Annotated in this window: 15 protein-coding genes; 6 read left to right on the top strand and 9 right to left on the bottom strand. The window is 75.2% G+C overall.

Translation table 11 applies throughout. The features are described 5' to 3' along the window. Positions 1–21 precede the first annotated feature (21 nt). The 6 genes from LPU43_RS06025 to LPU43_RS06050 are packed head-to-tail and all read right to left on the bottom strand — an operon-like array spanning position 22 to position 8,377. Positions 22–1,575 carry an MATE family efflux transporter gene (locus tag LPU43_RS06025; RefSeq protein WP_229399212.1) on the bottom strand — a complete coding sequence of 518 codons (1,554 nt, stop codon included), beginning with the start codon at positions 1,573–1,575 and terminating at the stop codon, positions 22–24. Then, positions 1,545–2,405: a sulfotransferase domain-containing protein gene (locus LPU43_RS06030; RefSeq protein ID WP_229399213.1), complete on the bottom strand. Its 861-nt coding sequence runs from the start codon at positions 2,403–2,405 to the stop codon at positions 1,545–1,547. Before LPU43_RS06030 ends, LPU43_RS06025 begins: the two co-directional genes overlap by 31 nt. After that, entirely contained in the window at positions 2,402–3,631 is a 1,230-nt protein-coding gene (locus LPU43_RS06035; RefSeq protein WP_229399214.1) for an amino acid adenylation domain-containing protein, read from the bottom strand. The genes LPU43_RS06030 and LPU43_RS06035 overlap by 4 nt, the downstream gene beginning before the upstream one ends. Continuing rightward, the gene (locus LPU43_RS06040; protein WP_229399215.1) at positions 3,631–5,121 is read right to left on the bottom strand and encodes an O-antigen ligase family protein; all 1,491 of its coding nucleotides are present in this window, start codon (positions 5,119–5,121) and stop codon (positions 3,631–3,633) included. Before LPU43_RS06040 ends, LPU43_RS06035 begins: the two co-directional genes overlap by 1 nt. Continuing rightward, positions 5,118–6,107: a DUF3048 domain-containing protein gene (locus LPU43_RS06045; protein ID WP_229399216.1), complete on the bottom strand. Its 990-nt coding sequence runs from the start codon at positions 6,105–6,107 to the stop codon at positions 5,118–5,120. Before LPU43_RS06045 ends, LPU43_RS06040 begins: the two co-directional genes overlap by 4 nt. Beyond that, positions 6,104–8,377 carry a Wzz/FepE/Etk N-terminal domain-containing protein gene (locus tag LPU43_RS06050; protein ID WP_229399217.1) on the bottom strand — a complete coding sequence of 758 codons (2,274 nt, stop codon included), beginning with the start codon at positions 8,375–8,377 and terminating at the stop codon, positions 6,104–6,106. The genes LPU43_RS06045 and LPU43_RS06050 overlap by 4 nt, the downstream gene beginning before the upstream one ends. Positions 8,378–8,529: 152 nt before the next feature. Here LPU43_RS06050 and LPU43_RS06055 point away from each other — a divergent pair, with 152 nt between their 5' ends. Next, a complete protein-coding gene (locus LPU43_RS06055; protein WP_229399218.1) occupies positions 8,530–9,453 on the top strand; it encodes a core-2/I-branching beta-1,6-N-acetylglucosaminyltransferase family protein in 924 nt (307 codons plus the stop codon). Positions 9,454–9,508: 55 nt separating this feature from the next. On the opposite strand, the gene LPU43_RS06060 is transcribed toward LPU43_RS06055, so the two are convergent. After that, entirely contained in the window at positions 9,509–10,492 is a 984-nt protein-coding gene (locus tag LPU43_RS06060; protein WP_229399219.1) for a sulfotransferase family protein, read from the bottom strand. Positions 10,493–10,740: 248 nt separating this feature from the next. Between LPU43_RS06060 and LPU43_RS06065 the strand changes: the two genes are divergently transcribed. Genes LPU43_RS06065 through LPU43_RS06080 form a run of 4 tightly spaced genes read left to right on the top strand, consistent with a single transcriptional unit; the run spans position 10,741 to position 13,644 of the window. Further along, positions 10,741–11,181, top strand: a complete 441-nt coding sequence (locus LPU43_RS06065) for a glycosyltransferase family protein (RefSeq protein WP_229399343.1) — start codon at positions 10,741–10,743, stop codon at positions 11,179–11,181. Between the two features lie 56 nt (positions 11,182–11,237). After that, positions 11,238–11,774, top strand: coding sequence for a glycosyltransferase (locus tag LPU43_RS06070; protein WP_229399344.1), 537 nt, complete (start codon positions 11,238–11,240; stop codon positions 11,772–11,774). Next, entirely contained in the window at positions 11,762–12,727 is a 966-nt protein-coding gene (locus tag LPU43_RS06075) for a sulfotransferase family protein (protein ID WP_373321655.1), read from the top strand. The genes LPU43_RS06070 and LPU43_RS06075 overlap by 13 nt, the downstream gene beginning before the upstream one ends. Next, positions 12,724–13,644 (top strand): glycosyltransferase family 2 protein, encoded by a 921-nt coding sequence (locus LPU43_RS06080; protein ID WP_229399221.1) that lies wholly within the window; start codon positions 12,724–12,726, stop codon positions 13,642–13,644. Before LPU43_RS06075 ends, LPU43_RS06080 begins: the two co-directional genes overlap by 4 nt. A 4-nt stretch (positions 13,645–13,648) precedes the next feature. Here the strand turns inward: LPU43_RS06080 and LPU43_RS06085 are convergent, their stop codons facing one another. Together LPU43_RS06085 and LPU43_RS06090 are read right to left on the bottom strand one after the other, a co-directional pair. Beyond that, a complete protein-coding gene (locus tag LPU43_RS06085) occupies positions 13,649–14,800 on the bottom strand; it encodes a glycoside hydrolase family 26 protein (RefSeq protein WP_229399222.1) in 1,152 nt (383 codons plus the stop codon). A 74-nt stretch (positions 14,801–14,874) separates the two neighbouring features. Continuing rightward, the gene (locus tag LPU43_RS06090; protein ID WP_229399223.1) at positions 14,875–15,702 is read right to left on the bottom strand and encodes a 3'(2'),5'-bisphosphate nucleotidase CysQ; all 828 of its coding nucleotides are present in this window, start codon (positions 15,700–15,702) and stop codon (positions 14,875–14,877) included. A gap of 247 nt (positions 15,703–15,949) precedes the next feature. Here LPU43_RS06090 and LPU43_RS06095 point away from each other — a divergent pair, with 247 nt between their 5' ends. Next, positions 15,950–17,044: an aminotransferase-like domain-containing protein gene (locus tag LPU43_RS06095; protein ID WP_229399224.1), complete on the top strand. Its 1,095-nt coding sequence runs from the start codon at positions 15,950–15,952 to the stop codon at positions 17,042–17,044. Positions 17,045–17,220: the final 176 nt, after the last annotated feature.

A 17,220-nucleotide genomic window follows, 5' to 3' on the forward strand; every position in this document is an offset into this window, starting at 1 on the left:
GGCCGCAGGCCGTGGCGGGCCTCAGCGCCGCCGGCCCCGGCGCAGGCCCCGCAGGGCGTCGAGCTGGAGCACGCCGCGCAGCTTCCAGGCCCCGGCGGCGTACGCGGCGGTGCCGAGCACGGCCAGCGCCGCCAGCGTGACCGGCCCCGCGTCGGTCACCGCGCGGGCCACCAGCGCCGGCACGCCGAAGCAGGCCACCGCGAGCCCGGCGGCGGTGACCGTGCCCCGGCCGAACGGGTGCAGCCGGTACGCGCGGTGGAGCTGGGCCAGCGGTACCAGGTTGGTGATCAGGATGGACGTCGACCAGGCGAGGGCCGCGCCCATGATGCCGAGGCGCGGGATGAGCAGCACGTTGAGCAGCACGTTGACCGCCGTGCCGGCCAGCGCGTTGTAGAACGTCCAGGACGTCCGGCCGGCCATGTTGAGCACCGTGTCGACCATGCCGCAGCCGGTGGCCACCAGCATGGTCAGCGCGAGGAGGACGGTCACCCGCGCCCCGGCGGCGTACCCGTCGCCGAACAGGTGCAGCATCGGCTCGGCGAAGACCGCGAAGAGCAGGTACGTCGGCCAGGCCAGCAGCACCAGCCAGCCGGTCGCGGCCTGGTAGAGCCGCCCGGCGGCGGCCCGGTCGTCGCGGGTCAGGTGCTCGGCGAGCCGGTGCTGCACGGCGGTGGAGAGCGCCTGGCCGGAGAGCTGCCCGAGGGCCAGGAACCGGGTGGCCGCCGTGTAGAGCGCCGCCTCCGACAGCCCGCGCAGCGCGCCGAGCAGCACGATGTCGAGCCGCTGCACCGCCATCTGGGCCAGCCCGCTCAGCGCCCGGGGCCCGCTGTAGCGCCAGTACGGCCCGAACTCCTCCCGCAGCGACACCGCCGGGGCCTCCGCCCGCCGCTCCGCGCGCCGGACCAGCCGGGCCAGCCACACCGCGCCGAACAGCGCGGCGGGCAGGTAGGGCAAGGCCCAGGCCAGCGGCAGGGCGGTGGTCGCGGAGAGGCCGAGCAGGGCGGCCAGCCCCACCCCGGCCACCTGGAGGCCGGTGCGGCCGACCCGCTCGACCAGCAGCAGCGGGCGCATCCTGCCGAAGCCCCGGCAGGCGGCCAGCGCGAAGTCGCAGAGCGCGGCGACCGGCACGAAGACCAGTAGCACCCGCAGGGCGCGCACCGCGCCGGGCACCGGCTCGTCGAGGGTCAGCGCCACCACGCGCGGGGCGGCCCACCAGCCGGCCACCGCGATCAGCGTGCCGACTCCCAGCACCGGCAGCAGCCCGACCAGCACCGAGGCGCGGATGCGCTCCGGCTGGCCGAGCGTGCGGTACCGGCTGATGAAGTAGACCGAGCCGACGCCGGTGCCCAGCCGCGCCGCCGCGTACGCGATCATGAAGGCGCTGGTGGCGGCGAAGAAGAGGCCGGCGTCGGACATGGACCAGCCACGGGTGACGACGATGTTCAGGCCGAACCCGGCGACCGCCGCGACGGCCACCCCGAGCAGGTTCGCCACCCCCTGCCGGGCCGCCCCGCCCAGCCCGGCGGCGTCCGGCCGGGCCGGGGCTACCGACGCCACGACGGCACGCGTCCCCACCAGGCGCTCAACCGCTCGTCGTACGGGGCGAAGTGCTCCTCCAGCCGGGCCCGCAGCGCCGGGTCCATCGGGGAGCGGGAGCGCGAGTTGTGCTTGCCGAACGAGATCTCCGCCCAGTGCGGCAGGCCGAGGAAGTCGCAGACCGCGTCGAACGCCGGCCGGGGATCGGCGAAGAAGTCGTCGGCGTCGATGACGTGCAGCCGCTCCCGGCCGAAGATCGACTCCAGCCGTTCGAGCTGCTCGACGTAGCGGCCCCGGGTCAGGTAGGCGTTGTGCTGGAAGTGGTGGCTGTGCGCCGTCGGGTCGGCCAGCAGCCGCTCCCGCTCCCCGGCGATCCGCGACTCCTCCAGCTCCAGGGCGCGCTCGAAGCCCTCCGGCTCGAAGCCCCGGGCCGCCTCGTGCGAGTGCGCCGAGTACGCCCGCTCCACCGGGTCGCGCAGCAGCACCAGCAGCCGCACGTCCGGCAGGTCGGTGGCGATCCGCTCGCCGGCGAGCGGGTGGAACATGTAGTACGGGCTGGACTCGCCCGTCACCCCGCGCACCCCCAGCCGCTCCCGGACGGCCTCGGCGCGGCGCACCGTCGGGAAGTGCCCGAGGTACCAGTCCATGCCCCGGTCGTAGCCGGTGTCGAAGTAGTGCACGCCCTTGTGGTAGACCGCCGGCAGCACCGCCGGATGCTGCGAGAGGGTCTTGAACAGCGAGGTCGTGCCGCAGCGCTGCGCGCCCACGATGAGGAAGTCGGGGGCGAGCCGGGAACCCGCCGTCAGCCGGCCGTACGTCCGGCTCACCGACCGCACCGCGCGCCGCGCGTGTGCCTTGACCTGCGTCACTTCGCCACTCCTCCCACGCCTGGCCGGCGGGCCAGGTGATCCTCGACCGCCGGCACCAGCCAGGCGGCCACATGTCCGAGCCGGGCCCCCGCCTCGGCCTGCCGGTCGCGCAGGTAGCGCGCGCTCAGCTCGACCAGGTAGAGCACGGCCACCAGGCCGGCCGTCCCGGCCGGCTGCCCGAACCCGGCCAGGGTCGCCTCCGCGTCGGCGATCAGCCGCCCGGCCGCCTCGCGCGGCTCCGCACCGGCCCGGGTGATCGCCGTCTGCACGCGCCGGTGCAGGGCGTCGAAGCCGACCGGCACGTCGTCGGCGAACCGCTCCCAGTCCCAGACCAGCACCCGACCGTCGGCCAGGGTCGCGCTGTTGCCGCCGTTCCAGTCTCCGTGCCACGCCCCCAGGTCGAGCACCGGGTCGGCGCGGCGGACCTCGGCCAGCGCGTCGCGCAGCCGCGCCGCCTCCGGCCGGTCGCCGAGCGCCGCCAGCTCGTCGGCGAGCCGCCGGGCGTGGGCGCTGTCGGCGTACGGCCGGCGGTCGACCCCGGCGCAGCGGCTCACCGCCACCATCGCGGCCCGCTCCGCCTCGGCGGCCCGCGTGGGCGCGGCCCGGGGCAGGCCCACCGGCAGGGCGCTCTGCACCAGCAGGGCGTGCCCGCCCCAGGGGCCGTGGTGCAGCGCCTCGGCCACCTCGATCCCGGGCAGGTCGAGCGTCGCCAGCCGGCGCAGCGCCGCCGCCTCGGCGTCGACCAGTGCGCGGGTCAGCGGGTCGACGCCGAGCTTGGCGTACCCGATCGGGGCGCCGGCGGCGTCGAGGAGCTGCACCACCGGCTTGCGGTTCGCCCGCGCCGGCCCGATGTGGATGCTCAGCAGCGCCGGGCGGCCCAGCACGGCGGCCAGGTGCGCGTCGAGCGCGTCGCCGCGCCCGTCGACCACCAGCCGGTCCCGGAAGGCCAGCCGGCCCAGGCCGGTGCGGAAGGCGGTGGCCAGCACCGCCCGGCGCAGCCGGGCCTTGGCCCCCTGCGCCTCCGTGGAGTGCCGCACGGCGCTCGCCGCGGCCCGCCGGGAGCCGGCCGGGACCAGCAGCCGGGGCCGGGCGGCCGAGGGCACCACCGCGAACCCGGCCCGGCCGCCGCGCCGCAGCGCCGGTCGGGCCGGCGCGGGCCAGACCAGGCCGGCCAGCTCGGGCAGGTACGCGCCGCGCGCGTCGGCGCCGGGGGGCGGGGTGAGCATCAACGGTGCCGCCGTTCGGTCAGGGCGCGCGGGCGCGCCGGCTCCGCCACGGCGGCGAGCCGGGCCTCGCGGCGCAGCGCGCGCAGGTGGAGGTCGTTGCGGGCGAGCAGCGCCACGCTGATCAGCCCGTACGCCAGGGTGGTGTTCAGCGCGCCGTAGAGGAACTGGAAGAACAGCATCAGGATGAGCACCAGGCTGCCGGCGATGCCGATGGGGGTGTGGTCGTTGCGGAACCGCCACAGGCACCAGAGGAAGAACGCGTTGTAGCAGAAGGCGCCCACCCAGCCCTGGCCGATCAGCAGGTTCCACAGTTGGCCGTTGCTGCCCAGCTCCCGGTTGCCGCACTGCTTGCACTCGGCGGACTTGCCGATGGCGATCGACCGGTTGCTGCCGATCAGGGCCCGGTTGCCGCCGTAGCCGAGCACCGGGGAGTGGTTCGCCGCCGCCACCGCCCCGTTGGACAGGGTGCTGCGGATGTCGTCGCTGTGCCCGTTCGCCATCCGCTCGTTGAGCAGGGCGCCCAGCGGGGAGGCGAGCACCGCCACCCCCATCAGGCCGGTGGCCAGGGCGAGGCCGACCAGGACGACGATCCGGCCGCGCAGCGCCAGCCGTACGGCGACGTAGACCGCGCCGATGACCAGGCCGATCCACAGCCCCCGGTTGAGCGAGTAGACGATCGGGAAGACGGCGGCGACCACCACCACGTACCCGGTGAGCTTGCGCAGCCCGCCGCCGAGGACCACCCAGCCGACGATGAACCAGATCAGCAGGATGGCCAGGTTCTCGCCCCAGGTGTTCGTGTACTCGAAGGGGGCGGCCGGGCGGGGCGAGCTGGACGCCCCGGCGAGCACCTCCTGCACCTGGGCGACCTCGACGTGCATGAGCCGGCTGACGAACGGCTCCTTGGCGATCGGGCCGGGCAGGAGGTAGTTCAGCGGCGCGACGAACTTGAGCTGCGGAAACAGCGCGCCGACGTAACCGCCTATGACGGTGACCACGGCCATGAAGCCGAAGAGCCTCACCAGCCGCCCCCGGGGCAGCTCCCGCTCGCTCAGGTTGAGCACGTAGAGCATCGTCACGGTCAGCGCCGAGTAGTTCATCACCCGGATGCCCCAGCCGATGTACCGGCCGAACCCCTTCGGGTCGAGCGTGTCGGGGGCGGGGACGTCGAGCACCAGCCCGGAGAGCACCACCCAGGCCAGCAGGACCAGCCACAGCCCGAAGCCCGGCGGCACCCGGACCCGGCCGCGCCGGTAGAGCTGGAAGGCCATCGGCACGGCCAGGATGGCGAAGATGAACGAGGGCAGCCCGAGCGCCCACCAGAGCGGGTAGAGCACGAACAGCGCGGTCACCGGCCAGGCGACGGGCAGGCGCAGGGACCAGCGCCGGGCCGGGGCGTCGGGTGGGGTGGGCGGCACACCGGCCGGGTGCCCGCCCGCCGCCGCCGGCTCCGGCTCCGGTACGGATCGGAGCGGGGCGGCGGTGGTCATGTCACGGTGACCGTGGCGGTCGTCGGGGCGTAGATCACCCAGGTCGCGCCGGGCTGGGGCGTGATCTGGTAGCCGGCCCCGTCGATGACGTTGCAGACGTGCTTCTGGCTGGGCTTGCGCCAGGTGCCCTTCGCGCTGTTCGGCCCGGAGACCACCACCGCCGGGCCGGAGCCGTAGACGTTCGCGCCGGGCAGCGAGCGGGGGGTGGGCCTGCGCACGTTGAGGGTGCGGTACTCCATCGTCAGCACGGCCACGCTGGCGACGCTCACGGTGGTCTTGCCGATCCTGCCCCGCCACGACGCGCTGGCCTGGTCGTACGTCCAGGTCTGGGTGGGGTGGCCCGGCGCGGCGACGGTGAGCTTCCCGGCGGGGGCGACGTCCTGGCTGGCCAACGGGGCGCCCGGGTCGGCGTGGTCGAAGACCGGGGTCGGCGCGACGGCGTCCTTCGGGGCCGCCTTGCGCAGCGCCGCGACCGACGCCTGCCCGGACGGGAAGGCGGACGCCTTCTCCTTCGGGGTCGTCCCGGGCAGCCCGGCGTCGGCGAACTGGCGGAGGAAGCCCGTGGGCCCGCCCGCGAACCCGACGAACGGGCGCAGCACGCCGAGGGTGCGCACGTCCACCGGGCGGATCTCGGCGACCGGCCCGACCCGCGCGGCGTCCCGCGACTGGTAGACCGCGGTCAGGTGCAGGCTCTTCGACTCGGCGAACTCCTGGTAGACCAGGTCCGCCTCGGCCAGCCCCGCGGGGCTCGTGCCGGCGGTCACCCGGACCGGCACCGCCACGGCCGGGCGGGTGGCCAACGCCTCGGCGACCGGCTTCCCGGTCAACGGCGCGGGCGGCAGGCTGGGGGCGGCGCTGGTGGCCACCGGGGAGCCCGGGTCGACCAGGCCGGTCGCCCCGGGCGGCTGGTCGTCTGAGCAGCCGGCGCCGAGCGCGGCGACCAGCGCCGCCGCGAGGGTGGTGCCGAGGGCACGCCGGCGGTTCACTCCCGGTCCTCGGTCGGGTCGAAGGCCGTCGAGTACCGGCGGGGCTCCACCTCGCCGCTGTCCCGCGGCGCGGCGCGGTAGACGGTCGCCTTGCCGGCGGGGGTCGCCGGCTTGGGCGGGGCGGGCGGCGGGGCCTGACCGGCCGACCGCTGGCCGGTGTGGGACTGGCCGGTGTGCGACTGGCCCCGCTGGGGCTCGCGGGGAGGGAACTGGCCCCGCTGGGGCTCACGGAGGTGGGCCTGACCGAGGGGGAACTGGCCCGGCGGACCCTGATGGCGCGGCTCCCGACCGTGCGGCTCCCGGCCATGCGGGTCCTGGCCGAGCGGGTCCTGGCCGAGCGGGTCTCGGCCGTGTGGCTCCCGGCCGTGCGGGTCTCGGCCGTGTGGCTCCCGGCCGTGCGGGTCTCGGCCGTGTGGCTCCCGGCCGTGCGGGTCCTGGCCCAGCGGGTCTCGGCCGTGTGGCTCCCGGCCGTGCGGGTCCTGGCCCAGCGGGTCTCGGCCGTGCGGCGGCGGGACCTGGACCGGGCGGGCCACGCCGGGCTTGGCGGTGCCGGTCGCGGAGCGGGAGGGCTGGTCGCCGGGGGCGGGCCTGGCCGCCGGGGTGGGGGCCTGACCGGGGCCGGAGTCCCGGCCGCCGGCCCCGGAGCGGGGCAGGATCATCGTGCTGTCGGCGCCCGGCATCCCGGGCCGCCCGCCACCCGGCGCGGACCGTGGGCGGGGCGACGGCGGGCCCTCCCGTCGGGCGGCCGGGGTGGACCGGTTCGCGGGGCCCCGCTCGGTCATCTGGGGGGCCAGCACCGCGCCGAGGACCGGCGCGTCGACCTGCTCGAACTGCTGCATCGCGGCGCTGATCTCGCTGCTGCGGGTCTGCCCGGCCTCGACCACCAGGATCACGCCGTCGACGTGCCGGGCGAGCGCCTGCGCCTCGACCGCCACGGTCGGCTCGGCGGTCTCGATCAACACGTGTTCGAAGCGGGCCGCCAGCTCGGCGAGGACGTCCAGCATGGTGGCGATGGGCAGCTCCACCTCGCTGTCGAGGTCGCCGGGGAGTAGCACCCGGAGCTGGCCCAGGCCGGGCGCGGGGGTCAGCGCGGTGAGCGCCGAGACGTCGTGCCGCAGCACGTCGGCCAGGGTGTGTCGGGGCTTGACCCCGTCGAGCATCCGGGTCAGCGCCGAGTTGCGCTTCGTGGTGACCACCGCGACCTGGGCGCCCGTGCGGGCGTACGCGGCGGCGAGGTTGCCGACGACGAAGCCGGCCGCCGGCCCGGGGCAGGTGTCGGCGAGCAGGAGCTGGCGGCCCCGGCCGGGCTGCGGGGCGGGCATGGTCGACAGCAGCACGTTGCGCAGCCGGCCCAGCTCGCGGGAGACCTCGTGGGCCGCCGGCAGGACGGTCAGCCCGCTCGGGCGGGCCGGCAGCTCCAGCAGCACCGGCAGGCCGAGCCGACCCGCGATGTCCCGGCCCCGCCGGACGCGGGTGTCGAGCCGGTCCAGCACCAGGGCGAGCACGATGCCGAAGAGCAGGCCGGCGCCGAAACCGCTGGCCAGGTTCAGGGTGGTGTTCGGCGAGCTGGGCTTCCCGGGCAGCGCCGCGTCGGAGATGATCTCGCCGGGGTCGACGGCGGTGCTCAGCAGCGGGCTCAGCCGGCTGTTCAGGCTGGCGAGCTGGCTGGTGAGCACGTTGCGGTCGGCCTCGGCCCGGGCCCGGTCCACCGAGTTGGGCGGCGTCGCGGCGATCTTGCCGGCGACCGCGGCGAGCTGCTTGTTTGTCTCGGCGATCTGCTGCTTGAGCGCGGTCGTCTCGTTCTCCAGCGACCGGGTGGCGGTCGCCAGCCGCAGGTCCAGGTACGCCTTCGCGAAGGCGTGCGAGCCGGCCTGCGCCGCCGCGGGGCTCTGCGCCTCGTACACGACCTGGAGCACCTGGCTGTTCGGCGGCACGGTGACCGACACCGACTGGACCAGCTCCTCCCGGGGGAGACCGCTCTTCAGCAGCGCCTTGGCCCGCTCGGCCACCACGAGGGAGCGGACGACCTGCGCCTCGGTGTCGAGGTTGACCTTGGTGCCCGCGCTGGCCTCCGGGCCGACCTGGCGGACCAGCAGCGACGTCGTCGATTCGTACGTGCGGGTCTGCACCTGGCTGACCAGCATGCCGATGCCCGCGCCGAGCAGCGCGGCCACCACGAGGATCCACCACCGGCGGCGCAGCCACTCCAGGTAGGTGGTCAGCGTGGGGCCGTCTGAGTCGTGCAGATCGGCGTGTTGAGGCGAGGGCATGGGGCTGTGTCGCTTCCTTAGGACCGGACCGGCCGGACGGCCGTGAAGGTCGGCACGACGGCGGAACCATGAGTCTCCCTGATCCGGGCGGTCAGGGGAAGCCGACGAAGACTCGCTTCTGCCCGGCGGGGTCTCCGGGGGAGGATGGGCGGGTGCGGTTTTGCTACCACATCCAGAGCCACCGGTCCCCCGAGCAGATGAATCGCCTGGTCCACGCGGTGAAGCGGTACAGTCCGGACAGCGTCGTGCACATCAGCCACGACGTCAACGGCACCCCGCTGGACCTCGCCGAGCTGCGGTCGCTGCCCGACGTCGTCGTGCAGACCCACGAGGGTGGATACGGTGACTTCAGTCATGTGGACCGCTACATGGCGGCCGTCGACTGGCTGAACGGCGAAGGGGTGGAAGTCGACTGGCTCGTGAACATCACCGGTCAGGACTATCCGCTCCGGCCGCTCGGCGAGTGCGAGGCCGAGCTGGTCGACTCCGGCGCCGACGGGTTCATGGAGTACTGGGACGCGCTCGGGCCGGAGAGCCACTGGCCACGCAGCCGGGTCCACTCCCGCTACCACTTCCAGCACCGCCGGGTGATGCCGCTGACCCCCCGGGGCAAGAAGCTGCTGCGCCCGATCCAGGCGGTCAACCGGGTCCAGCCGCTGGTCCGGGTGCACGTGTCGTACGGGCTGGCGGTCGGCCGCCGGGCGCGCACCCCGTTCGGGCCGGACCTGCGGCTGCACGGCGGCTCGGCGTTCTCGTCGCTGAGCTGGCCGGTGGTGGCGTACCTGCGGGAGTACTTCGACCGGCGGCCGGACGTGGTGGAGTACTTCCGGCGCTGCCTGTCCCCGGTCGAGGCGGTCTTCCAGACGATCGTGTGCAGCGCCGACCGGTTCGACCTGGTGCCGGACTGCAAGCGCTACTTCGACTTCCGGGGCAGCACGTTCAACCACCCCAAGTCGCTGACCGCCGAGGACCTGCCCCGGGCGCTGGCCAGCGGGGCGCACTTCGCCCGCAAGTTCGACTACGAGCGCAACCCGGAGCTGCTCGACCTCCTCGACGCCCACCTGGCCCGGGAGTAAGGAAGGGCCCCTTCCCAACGCTTTCGGTAGAGGAAGGGGCCCCTCCAAACCACCCTCAGCGGTAGCCGTACCGGCGGCGCAGGGGCCACGTCATCGCGCCGACCAGCCGGCGGTGGCCCGGGTCGTACTCCCGGCGCCACTTCTCGTCGAGCGACAGGGTGATCGGGCCGCTGCGCATCCGGATCCGACCGCCGGCCACCGCGTGCGAGCCGGCCTGCTCGAACTCGTTGTCGCGGAGGAACGCCAGCGGGTCCACCACGCCCGTCACGTCGGCGGTCAGCGCGGCGATGCGGCCCAGCTCGCCGCGCGGGTCGCGGACCAGGTCCTCGTAGCGGACCGTGACCCGGGGCACGCCGGAGCGGCCCAGCGCGGCGACCATCGCGTTGACCGTCACCCAGCGCCGGGCGGTCAGCCGGGCCGAGCGCTGGTTCATCCGGCCCTTCGTGGAGGTGCCCTCCGGCAGCTCCACCACCTGGCTCCACGAGTACGCCACCCCGCGCGGGTCGCGCAGCACGTGCACCAGCCGCAGGTCGATCTCCGGGGCGCGGGCCAGGATGTACGCCAGCGACGGGCGCTTGGTCGAGTCGACCACCACCCGGGCCCCCGACACGTCGGCCACCGCCCGGTACAGCTTCGTCAGCAGCTCGGTGTAGCGGTCCAGGTCCCGCTGGAACGCCGGGGACACCCGGGGGTTCAGGATCAGCGGCACCCGGCCGGTGGCGTCGACCCGGCGTTGCAGCGCCCGCACGTCGGCCACGTCGACCCGCGACCACCCGCCGTACGCCCGCTGCCCCACCTCGCCCCAGAACGGGCACGCGTCGAAGTGCTCCCCGCAGGCGCAGCGGAAGTTGCGTTCCACGCCGGACTGCCACAGGTAGAACAGCTCCCCGACGTCGCAGTGCCCGACGAACTGGCCGAGCATCAGGTCGAGCAGGGTGGAGCCGCTGCGCGGCATGCCGCAGACGTAGAGGACGGTCACCGGGCCGGGAGCCGCCCCGGTGCCGGCGTCCGGCGCTGCCTCGTACGTCTGGTCGGTCATCGTGCTCTTCCCCCTCGACCCGGTGGATGTCAGCGGCAGTGTAGGCGCGGGACGGCTGAGCGGGGCATGGGCGGAAGGGCCGCAGCCAACCATCCGACAGGCCGGATGAGGGTGAGGGCCACTTATGTTTCGCCCGGGGGGCCGCTACATTGTGGCGGCGCCGCGCCGCCCGGTCGACCGCCCCCGAGGGCGTCCCGGGGCGCGATGGGGGCCGTGGGAGGCGGGTGGACGTGGAGTCTGGTGAAGTCATGCTCGTCGGTTCCAGCGGCGGGCACCTGGCCCAGCTGGTGGCGCTCGAACCCTGGTACCGCGACCGGGCCCGCTCCTGGGTGACCTTCGACACCCCCGACGCCCGCTCCCTGCTCGGCGGCGAGGACGTGGTCTGGGCCCACCACCCCACCACCCGCAACCTGAAGAACCTGGCCCGCAACCTGTGGCTGGCCGTCCGGGTGTTCCGTGGGCGGGACGTCGCCGCCGTGGTCACCACCGGCGCGGGGGTCGCCGTGCCGTTCGTGGTCGTGGCCCGGCTGCGCGGCATCCCCACGGTCTACATCGAGGTGTACGACCGGATCGACACCCCGACGCTCTCCGCCCGGCTGTGCCGGCCCTTCCTCTCGGCGATGCTCGTGCAGTGGGAGGAGCAGCGCCGGCTCTATCCGAAGGCGATCGTCGTGGGGAACCTGCTGTGAGCCTGCCGATCCCCCGCCAGCGCGCGAACGACCCGGCCCGGCGCACCGTCCTGGCGATGGTCGGCACCGACGTGCACCACTTCGACCGGCTGGTCGACTGGCTGGAGCGCTGGCACGCCGGTCGCGCGGACGCCCTGCCCGGGGTGCGCCTCGTCGTGCAGCACGGGCGCAGCCGCGCGCCCCGGCTGCCGGAGGCGACGCCGTTCCTGGCCCACGACGAGCTCCAGCGGGCGATGACCGAGGCGGACCTGGTGGTCTGCCACGGCGGCCCGGCCACCATCACCGAGGCCCGCCGGCACGGGCACCTGCCGATCGTGGTGCCCCGGGACCCGGCCCACCACGAGCACGTCGACAACCACCAGCAGCTCTTCGCCCGCCGGCTCGGCGCCGCGGGGATGGTCCGGCTCGCCGAGTCCGAGGCCGACCTGGTGGAGGCGCTGGACAAGGGCGTGGCGGACCCGCTGGCGTACGCCCTCGCGGCCGACCCGGACCGGCCCGACCCCCGGGTCGCCGCCGCGACGGCGGTCGGCCGGATCGTCGAGGACCTGGTCCGCGCCGGCCGCGAGCCGAAGCGGCGCGGGTGGCGGCGGTGAGCGCCCGGGTGCTCTTCGTCGGCGGGCTGGGGCGCAGCGGCTCCACCCTGCTGGAGCTGATCCTCGCCCAGCACCCCGACGTCTGCGCCGTCGGCGAGGTCGTCCACCTGTGGGAGCGGGCGCTCGGCGGCGACGAGCGGTGCGGCTGCGGGGAGCGCTTCACCGCCTGCGACTTCTGGCAGCGGGTCGGCGAGCACGCCTTCGACGGCTGGTCGACGGTGGACCGCGCCGAGGTGCTGGCGCTCAAGGACGCCGTCGACCGGACCCGGCACATCCCCCGGCTGGCGCGGGCGGAGCTGCCCGCCGACCAGCTCGACGAGGTGCGCCGCTACGCCGACCTCTACACCCGGATCTACGCCGCGGCGGCGGCGGTGACCGGCGCGCGGATCGTGGTGGACTCCAGCAAGCACGCGTCGACGGCGTTCGCGCTGCGCTGGGCCGACGACCTGGACCTGCGGGTGCTGCACCTGGTGCGGGACAGCCGGGCGGTGGCGTACTCGTGGGCGAAGCAGGTGCGCCGGCCCGAGGTGGTGGACGCCGAGGCGTACATGCCGACGTTCTCCCCCCTCACGGTGAGTAAGCTCTGGACGGCGCAGAACACCGCGTTCCACCTGCTCGCCACCCGGGCCCCGGTGGTCCGGCTGCACTACGAGGACTTCACCGCCGACCCGCGCGGCACCGTCGCCCGGGTGCGCCGCTTCGCCGGCCTGGCCGACGACCCGGACGCGCTGCGGGTGCTCGACCCGTCGCCCGCGCCGCTGGTTCCGGCGCACAGCATCGCCGGCAACCCGCTGCGCTTCCGCTCCGGCCCGCTGCGGGTGCGGCAGGACGACGCCTGGCGCACGGCCCTGCCCCCGCGCAGCCGGGCGGTGGTGAGCGCCGCGACGCTGCCGCTGCGGCTGCGGTACGGATACGTCGGCCCCGGCCGCCAGCGCCCCACGGAGGGACCATGACCGAGCCGCTGAACGCCCACCCCTCGGTGACCGCGGTGGTCCCCACCCGGGACCGCCCCGAGCTGCTGCGCAAGGCCCTCGACGCGATCCTCGGCCAGGACTACCCGGGCCGGGTCGACGTGGTGGTGGTCTACGACCAGTCGGAGCCGGACCGCTCGCTGGCCGACGATCCCCGGATCACCGTGCTGACCAACACCCGCACCCCGGGCCTGGCCGGCAACCGAAACACCGGCATCCTGGCCGCCACCGGCGACCTGGTGGCGTTCTGCGACGACGACGACGAGTGGCTGCCCGGCAAGCTCGCCGCGCAGGTGGCGGCGCTCGCCGCCGCGCCGGACGGGGCGTTCGTGAGCTGCGGCATCCGGGTCGACTACGACGGCCGGCAGGTCGACCGGGTGCTGCCCGTCGACCGGGTGCCGCTGGCGGCGCTGCTGCGGGACCGGCACACCGAGCTGCACCCGTCGACGTTCCTGATCCGCCGGGACGCGCTGCTCGACGGGATCGGGCTGGTCGACGAGGAGATCCCGGGCAGCTACGCGGAGGACTACGAGTTCCTGCTCCGGGCCGCCCGCCACGCCCCGCTGGTCAACCTCGTCGAGCCGTACGTGACGGTGCGCTGGCACAAGCGGTCGTACTTCGCCCAGCGCTGGGAGACCATCGCCACCGCGTTGCAGTGGCTGCTGGGCCGGTACCCGGAGTTCGCCACCGTGCCGGCGGGCGAGGCGCGGGTCAGCGGGCAGATCGCCTTCGCCCAGGCGGCGCTGGGCAACCGGGGCGAGGCGGTGCGCTGGGCCCGGCGCACGCTGTCGCGCAACCCCCGGGAGCCGCGCGCGTACCTGGCGCTGGCCGTGGCCAGCCGGGCCGTGGACCCCGACCGGGTCCTGCGTACGCTGCACAAGCGCGGCCGGGGGATCTAGGCCCTCAGGAGGCGGCGCACCAGGCCCGCCACGCCTGCTGGCTGGGCTCGTCGGTGAGCCGGAAGTCGCCGCCGGCGACCTCGTAGTCGTAGTACGCCACCCACAGTGGCCGCTGCGCGTCGAGGTACCGGCTCATCGCCCGGATCCAGGCGGCCCGGCCCGTACCGCTGTCCCCGGCGATGCGGACGCTGCCGGTCTCGGCGAGCCCCCACGGCTTCCCCAGCGCCCGCGACTTCTTGATCATGGGGGAGAAGACCTGCGCGGGGTCGGTGTACCGGTCGAACTTGCCGCCGCTGTTGTAGCAGTCCCAGCCGAGCACGTCGATGGCGTCGCCGCCCGGCCAGTAGTCGTCGAAGTCGCGCTTCGAGTTGGGGTTGAGCGTCCAGCACATCAGGATCAGCGTCGCGCGCAGCCGCGCGTTGCCGGCGGTGTCGGCGAGGCCGGCGAGCCGCTGCCACGCGGCCCGGTACTGGGCGGCGGTGTACGAGCCCCGCTCGACGTCGTCCTCCGGCTCGTGGAAGTACGACCAGTAGACGTCCAGGTCGCGGGGGACGGAGCGGAACCAGGCGACCAGCCGGGAGTCGTGCCGCCCGGCGGTCACCTCGCCGGGCGGGGCCTTGAAGGAGACCACCACGGTCCGGTCGGCGGCGTCGGCGCGGCTGCCGGACCAGGACGGCGGCAGCCCGGGGTAGAAGACCCGGACCATGCGCAGCGGGCCGTAGCTGCGGTCGGAGCGGGCCAGCCCGGCGTCGAAGCTCTCCCCGTCCCTCAGGTGGATGCTCGCCCCGGGCAGGGTGTTCCGGCTGCCGGGGAACGCGTCGCCCGGCCGCCCACCGGCCGTCGCCCGGCTCCGGGCGCTCGGGCTCGGCGAGGCCGGGCGCGGGTTGCCGCCGAAGCCCTCGCTCGCGCCCGGGGTGGGCCGGGGGGCCGGGACGGCCGGGCCGAGGCGCGCGTAGCCGGAGGCGGCGTCGGTCACCACGGGGGCCGGCTGCCCCGGCAGGTCGCCGTTGGTGGCCAGGGCGACGGTGGTGCCCAGCGCCACCGCGCTGGCGGCCACCGACAGCAGCCACCAGCGGCCCGCCCGGCGGCGGGGCGGCCGGGCGGGGGCGGTCGGTTCGGGGACGAGCGTGGACGCGGCGGTGGAGCCGGGACGCATGACTCTCCTCGGATCGGCGTGCGGTGCCGTGCGGGGTCGCCCCGGCGGCGGGGCGGGCGGCGCCGGGCCGCCGGTCAACGGTAGCGGTCGATGGCCTCCAGCAGGGTGGCCGCGTGCTCCGGGCGGCAGACCAGCAGGTCCGGAAGACGCGGATTGTCCCGGTTGTAGAGCAGCGGCGAACCGTCGATCCGGGACGCGTGCATGTCCGCGCCGAGGGCGACCGCGACCGGGGCGGCGGAGTCCCACTCGTACTGGCCGCCGGCGTGCACGTACGCGTCGACCTCGCCGGTCACCACCGCGCAGACCTTCACCCCCGCCGACCCCATCGGCACGGCGCGCGCGCCGAGGCCCTCGATCATCTCGTTGACGAACGCGGGCGGGCGGCTGCGGCTCACCGCGATCCGCAGCGGGCCGGGGACGGCCGGCGCGGCCGGGACCCGGGTGCCGAGGACCAGGGGCGCGCCGTCGGCGGCGGTGCGGGCCGGCATCCCGACCGCGCCGGCCACCAGCGCGCCGTCCGGGGCGGCCGAGCGCTGCCAGAGCGCCACGTGCACCGCCCAGTCGTCGCGCCCTTCCTCGGAGAACTCCCGGGTGCCGTCGAGCGGATCGATGATCCAGACCCGGTCGGCCGTGAGCCGGGCGGGCCGGTCGGCGGCGGCGGGGTCGGCCCAGGCCCGCCGGCTGTCCGCCTCCTCCTCGGAGAGCACCGCGTCGGCCGGCCGCCAGCGGGCCAGCGCCGTCGTCATCAGGTCGTGGGAGACCTTGTCCCCGGCGTCCTTGAGCGTCGCCGGGTCGGCGAAGCCGCGCTCGGCGCGCAGCGCGGTCAGCGCCGCACCGGCCTCGCCCGCCAGCCACTCCGCGAAGCTCTGGTCGTCGAGGCGACCCGTACCGGCATCGGTCACGTGAATCTCACCACTCCTTCGGTGCCGCCGCCGCCCCGCGCGGGCGCGCGGGGCCGTCTCGCGCGACGTCCCATCCTTCGGCGTCGTGCCGGGCGCGGCCAGTGGCCGGTCCGGTTGCCGACATCGAGAGTCTCGCTCATCTCCGGTCGCCGCGCGTCGGCCGTTCCGCCGCCCGTCGGCTGCCCGCATGTTGAACTTGGCGTGTATGCCGGTCGGACCGCCCGTGCCAGGCCCTAGGCTCGTCCGCATGACCGCCGAGCAGTTGATCTCCTTCGCCCGTGGGGCTCCCTCGCTGGACATCGTCGATGTCGAGGGGCTCAAGGCCGCCGCCGTCCGCGCCTTCGACGCCGACCCCGCCGGGGTGACGGCGTACGGCACCTCCGTCGGTTACCCGCCCCTGCGCAAGTGGATCGCCGAGAAGCACGGCGTCGAGGCCGACCAGGTGCTCGTCACCAACGGCTCGCTCCAGGCCGACGCGTTCCTCTTCGACCACCTGGTCCGCCCCGGCGACGCGGTCGTGGTCGAGCGCCCGACGTACGACCGGACCCTGCTCAACCTCCAGCGGATGGGCGGCGAGATCCACGGTGTCTCCGTCCAGCCGGACGGCCTGGACACCGCCGAGCTGCGCAAGCTGCTGGAGTCCGGGGTCCGCCCGAAGCTCGCGCACGTCATCCCGAACTACCAGAACCCGGCCGGCGTGACGCTCTCCCTGGAGAAGCGGCGGGAGCTGCTCGACCTGGCCGCCGAGTACGGCTTCATCGTCTTCGAGGACGACCCGTACGCCGACATCCGGTTCCGGGGCGAGCCGCTGCCGTCGATGCTCTCGCTGGACACCCGGGGCGTGGTGGTGCACGCCTCCAGCTTCACCAAGACGGTCTGCCCCGGGGTGCGGGTCGGCTACCTGATCGGCGCGGCGGACCTGATCGCCGACATCGCGAAGCGCGCGACCAACCTCTACATCTCGCCCGGCATGGTTTCCGAGGCGATCGTGCACCAGTTCTGCGTCTCCGGCGACATCGCCCGCTCCGTCGAGACGGTCAGCACGGCGCTGGGTGAGCGGGCCCGGGTGCTCGCCGAGTCGCTGCGCCGGCACATCCCCGAGGCGCGCTTCGTCGAGCCGGACGGTGGCTACTTCCTCTGGGTCGAGCTGCCCGAGGACGTGCTGGTGGACCGGCTCGCACCGGCGGCGGCCGAGCGGGGCGTGGCGGTCGTCAAGGGCAGCGACTTCGTGCTCGACGGCGGCCAGCACGCGCTGCGGCTGGCCTTCTCGGCGGTCACCGCGGACCGCATCGACGAGGGCGTCCGCCGGCTCGCGGAGGCGATCCAAGCCGTTCGCGGCTGATTTTCTGTCGGATTCCCGACAGAAAGCCCGGCGAGGGCCGGGTGGGGTCTCCCGCCCGGCCGCCCGACGGCCCACAATGCTGCGAGCGCCACTCGCGTCGGCCGACCGCGTTCACCTGCCCCGATGCGGGCACGACGGCCCCGACCAGCGGCGCGCGCAGCATCACCCCCGCCCCC

It is taken from the genome of Micromonospora okii, from assembly GCF_020884795.1.
Classification (GTDB): domain Bacteria; phylum Actinomycetota; class Actinomycetes; order Mycobacteriales; family Micromonosporaceae; genus Micromonospora; species Micromonospora okii.

Coding starts and splice junctions, on each gene's coding strand:
- LPU43_RS06035 (WP_229399214.1), bottom strand. CDS start 3,631: ATGCTCACCCCGCCCCCCGGCGCCGACGCGCGCGGCGCGTACCTGCCC.
- LPU43_RS06040 (WP_229399215.1), bottom strand. CDS start 5,121: ATGACCACCGCCGCCCCGCTCCGATCCGTACCGGAGCCGGAGCCGGCG.
- LPU43_RS06050 (WP_229399217.1), bottom strand. CDS start 8,377: ATGCCCTCGCCTCAACACGCCGATCTGCACGACTCAGACGGCCCCACG.
- LPU43_RS06060 (WP_229399219.1), bottom strand. CDS start 10,492: ATGACCGACCAGACGTACGAGGCAGCGCCGGACGCCGGCACCGGGGCG.
- LPU43_RS06065 (WP_229399343.1), top strand. CDS start 10,741: ATGCTCGTCGGTTCCAGCGGCGGGCACCTGGCCCAGCTGGTGGCGCTC.
- LPU43_RS06070 (WP_229399344.1), top strand. CDS start 11,238: ATGGTCGGCACCGACGTGCACCACTTCGACCGGCTGGTCGACTGGCTG.
- LPU43_RS06080 (WP_229399221.1), top strand. CDS start 12,724: ATGACCGAGCCGCTGAACGCCCACCCCTCGGTGACCGCGGTGGTCCCC.
- LPU43_RS06085 (WP_229399222.1), bottom strand. CDS start 14,800: ATGCGTCCCGGCTCCACCGCCGCGTCCACGCTCGTCCCCGAACCGACC.
- LPU43_RS06095 (WP_229399224.1), top strand. CDS start 15,950: ATGACCGCCGAGCAGTTGATCTCCTTCGCCCGTGGGGCTCCCTCGCTG.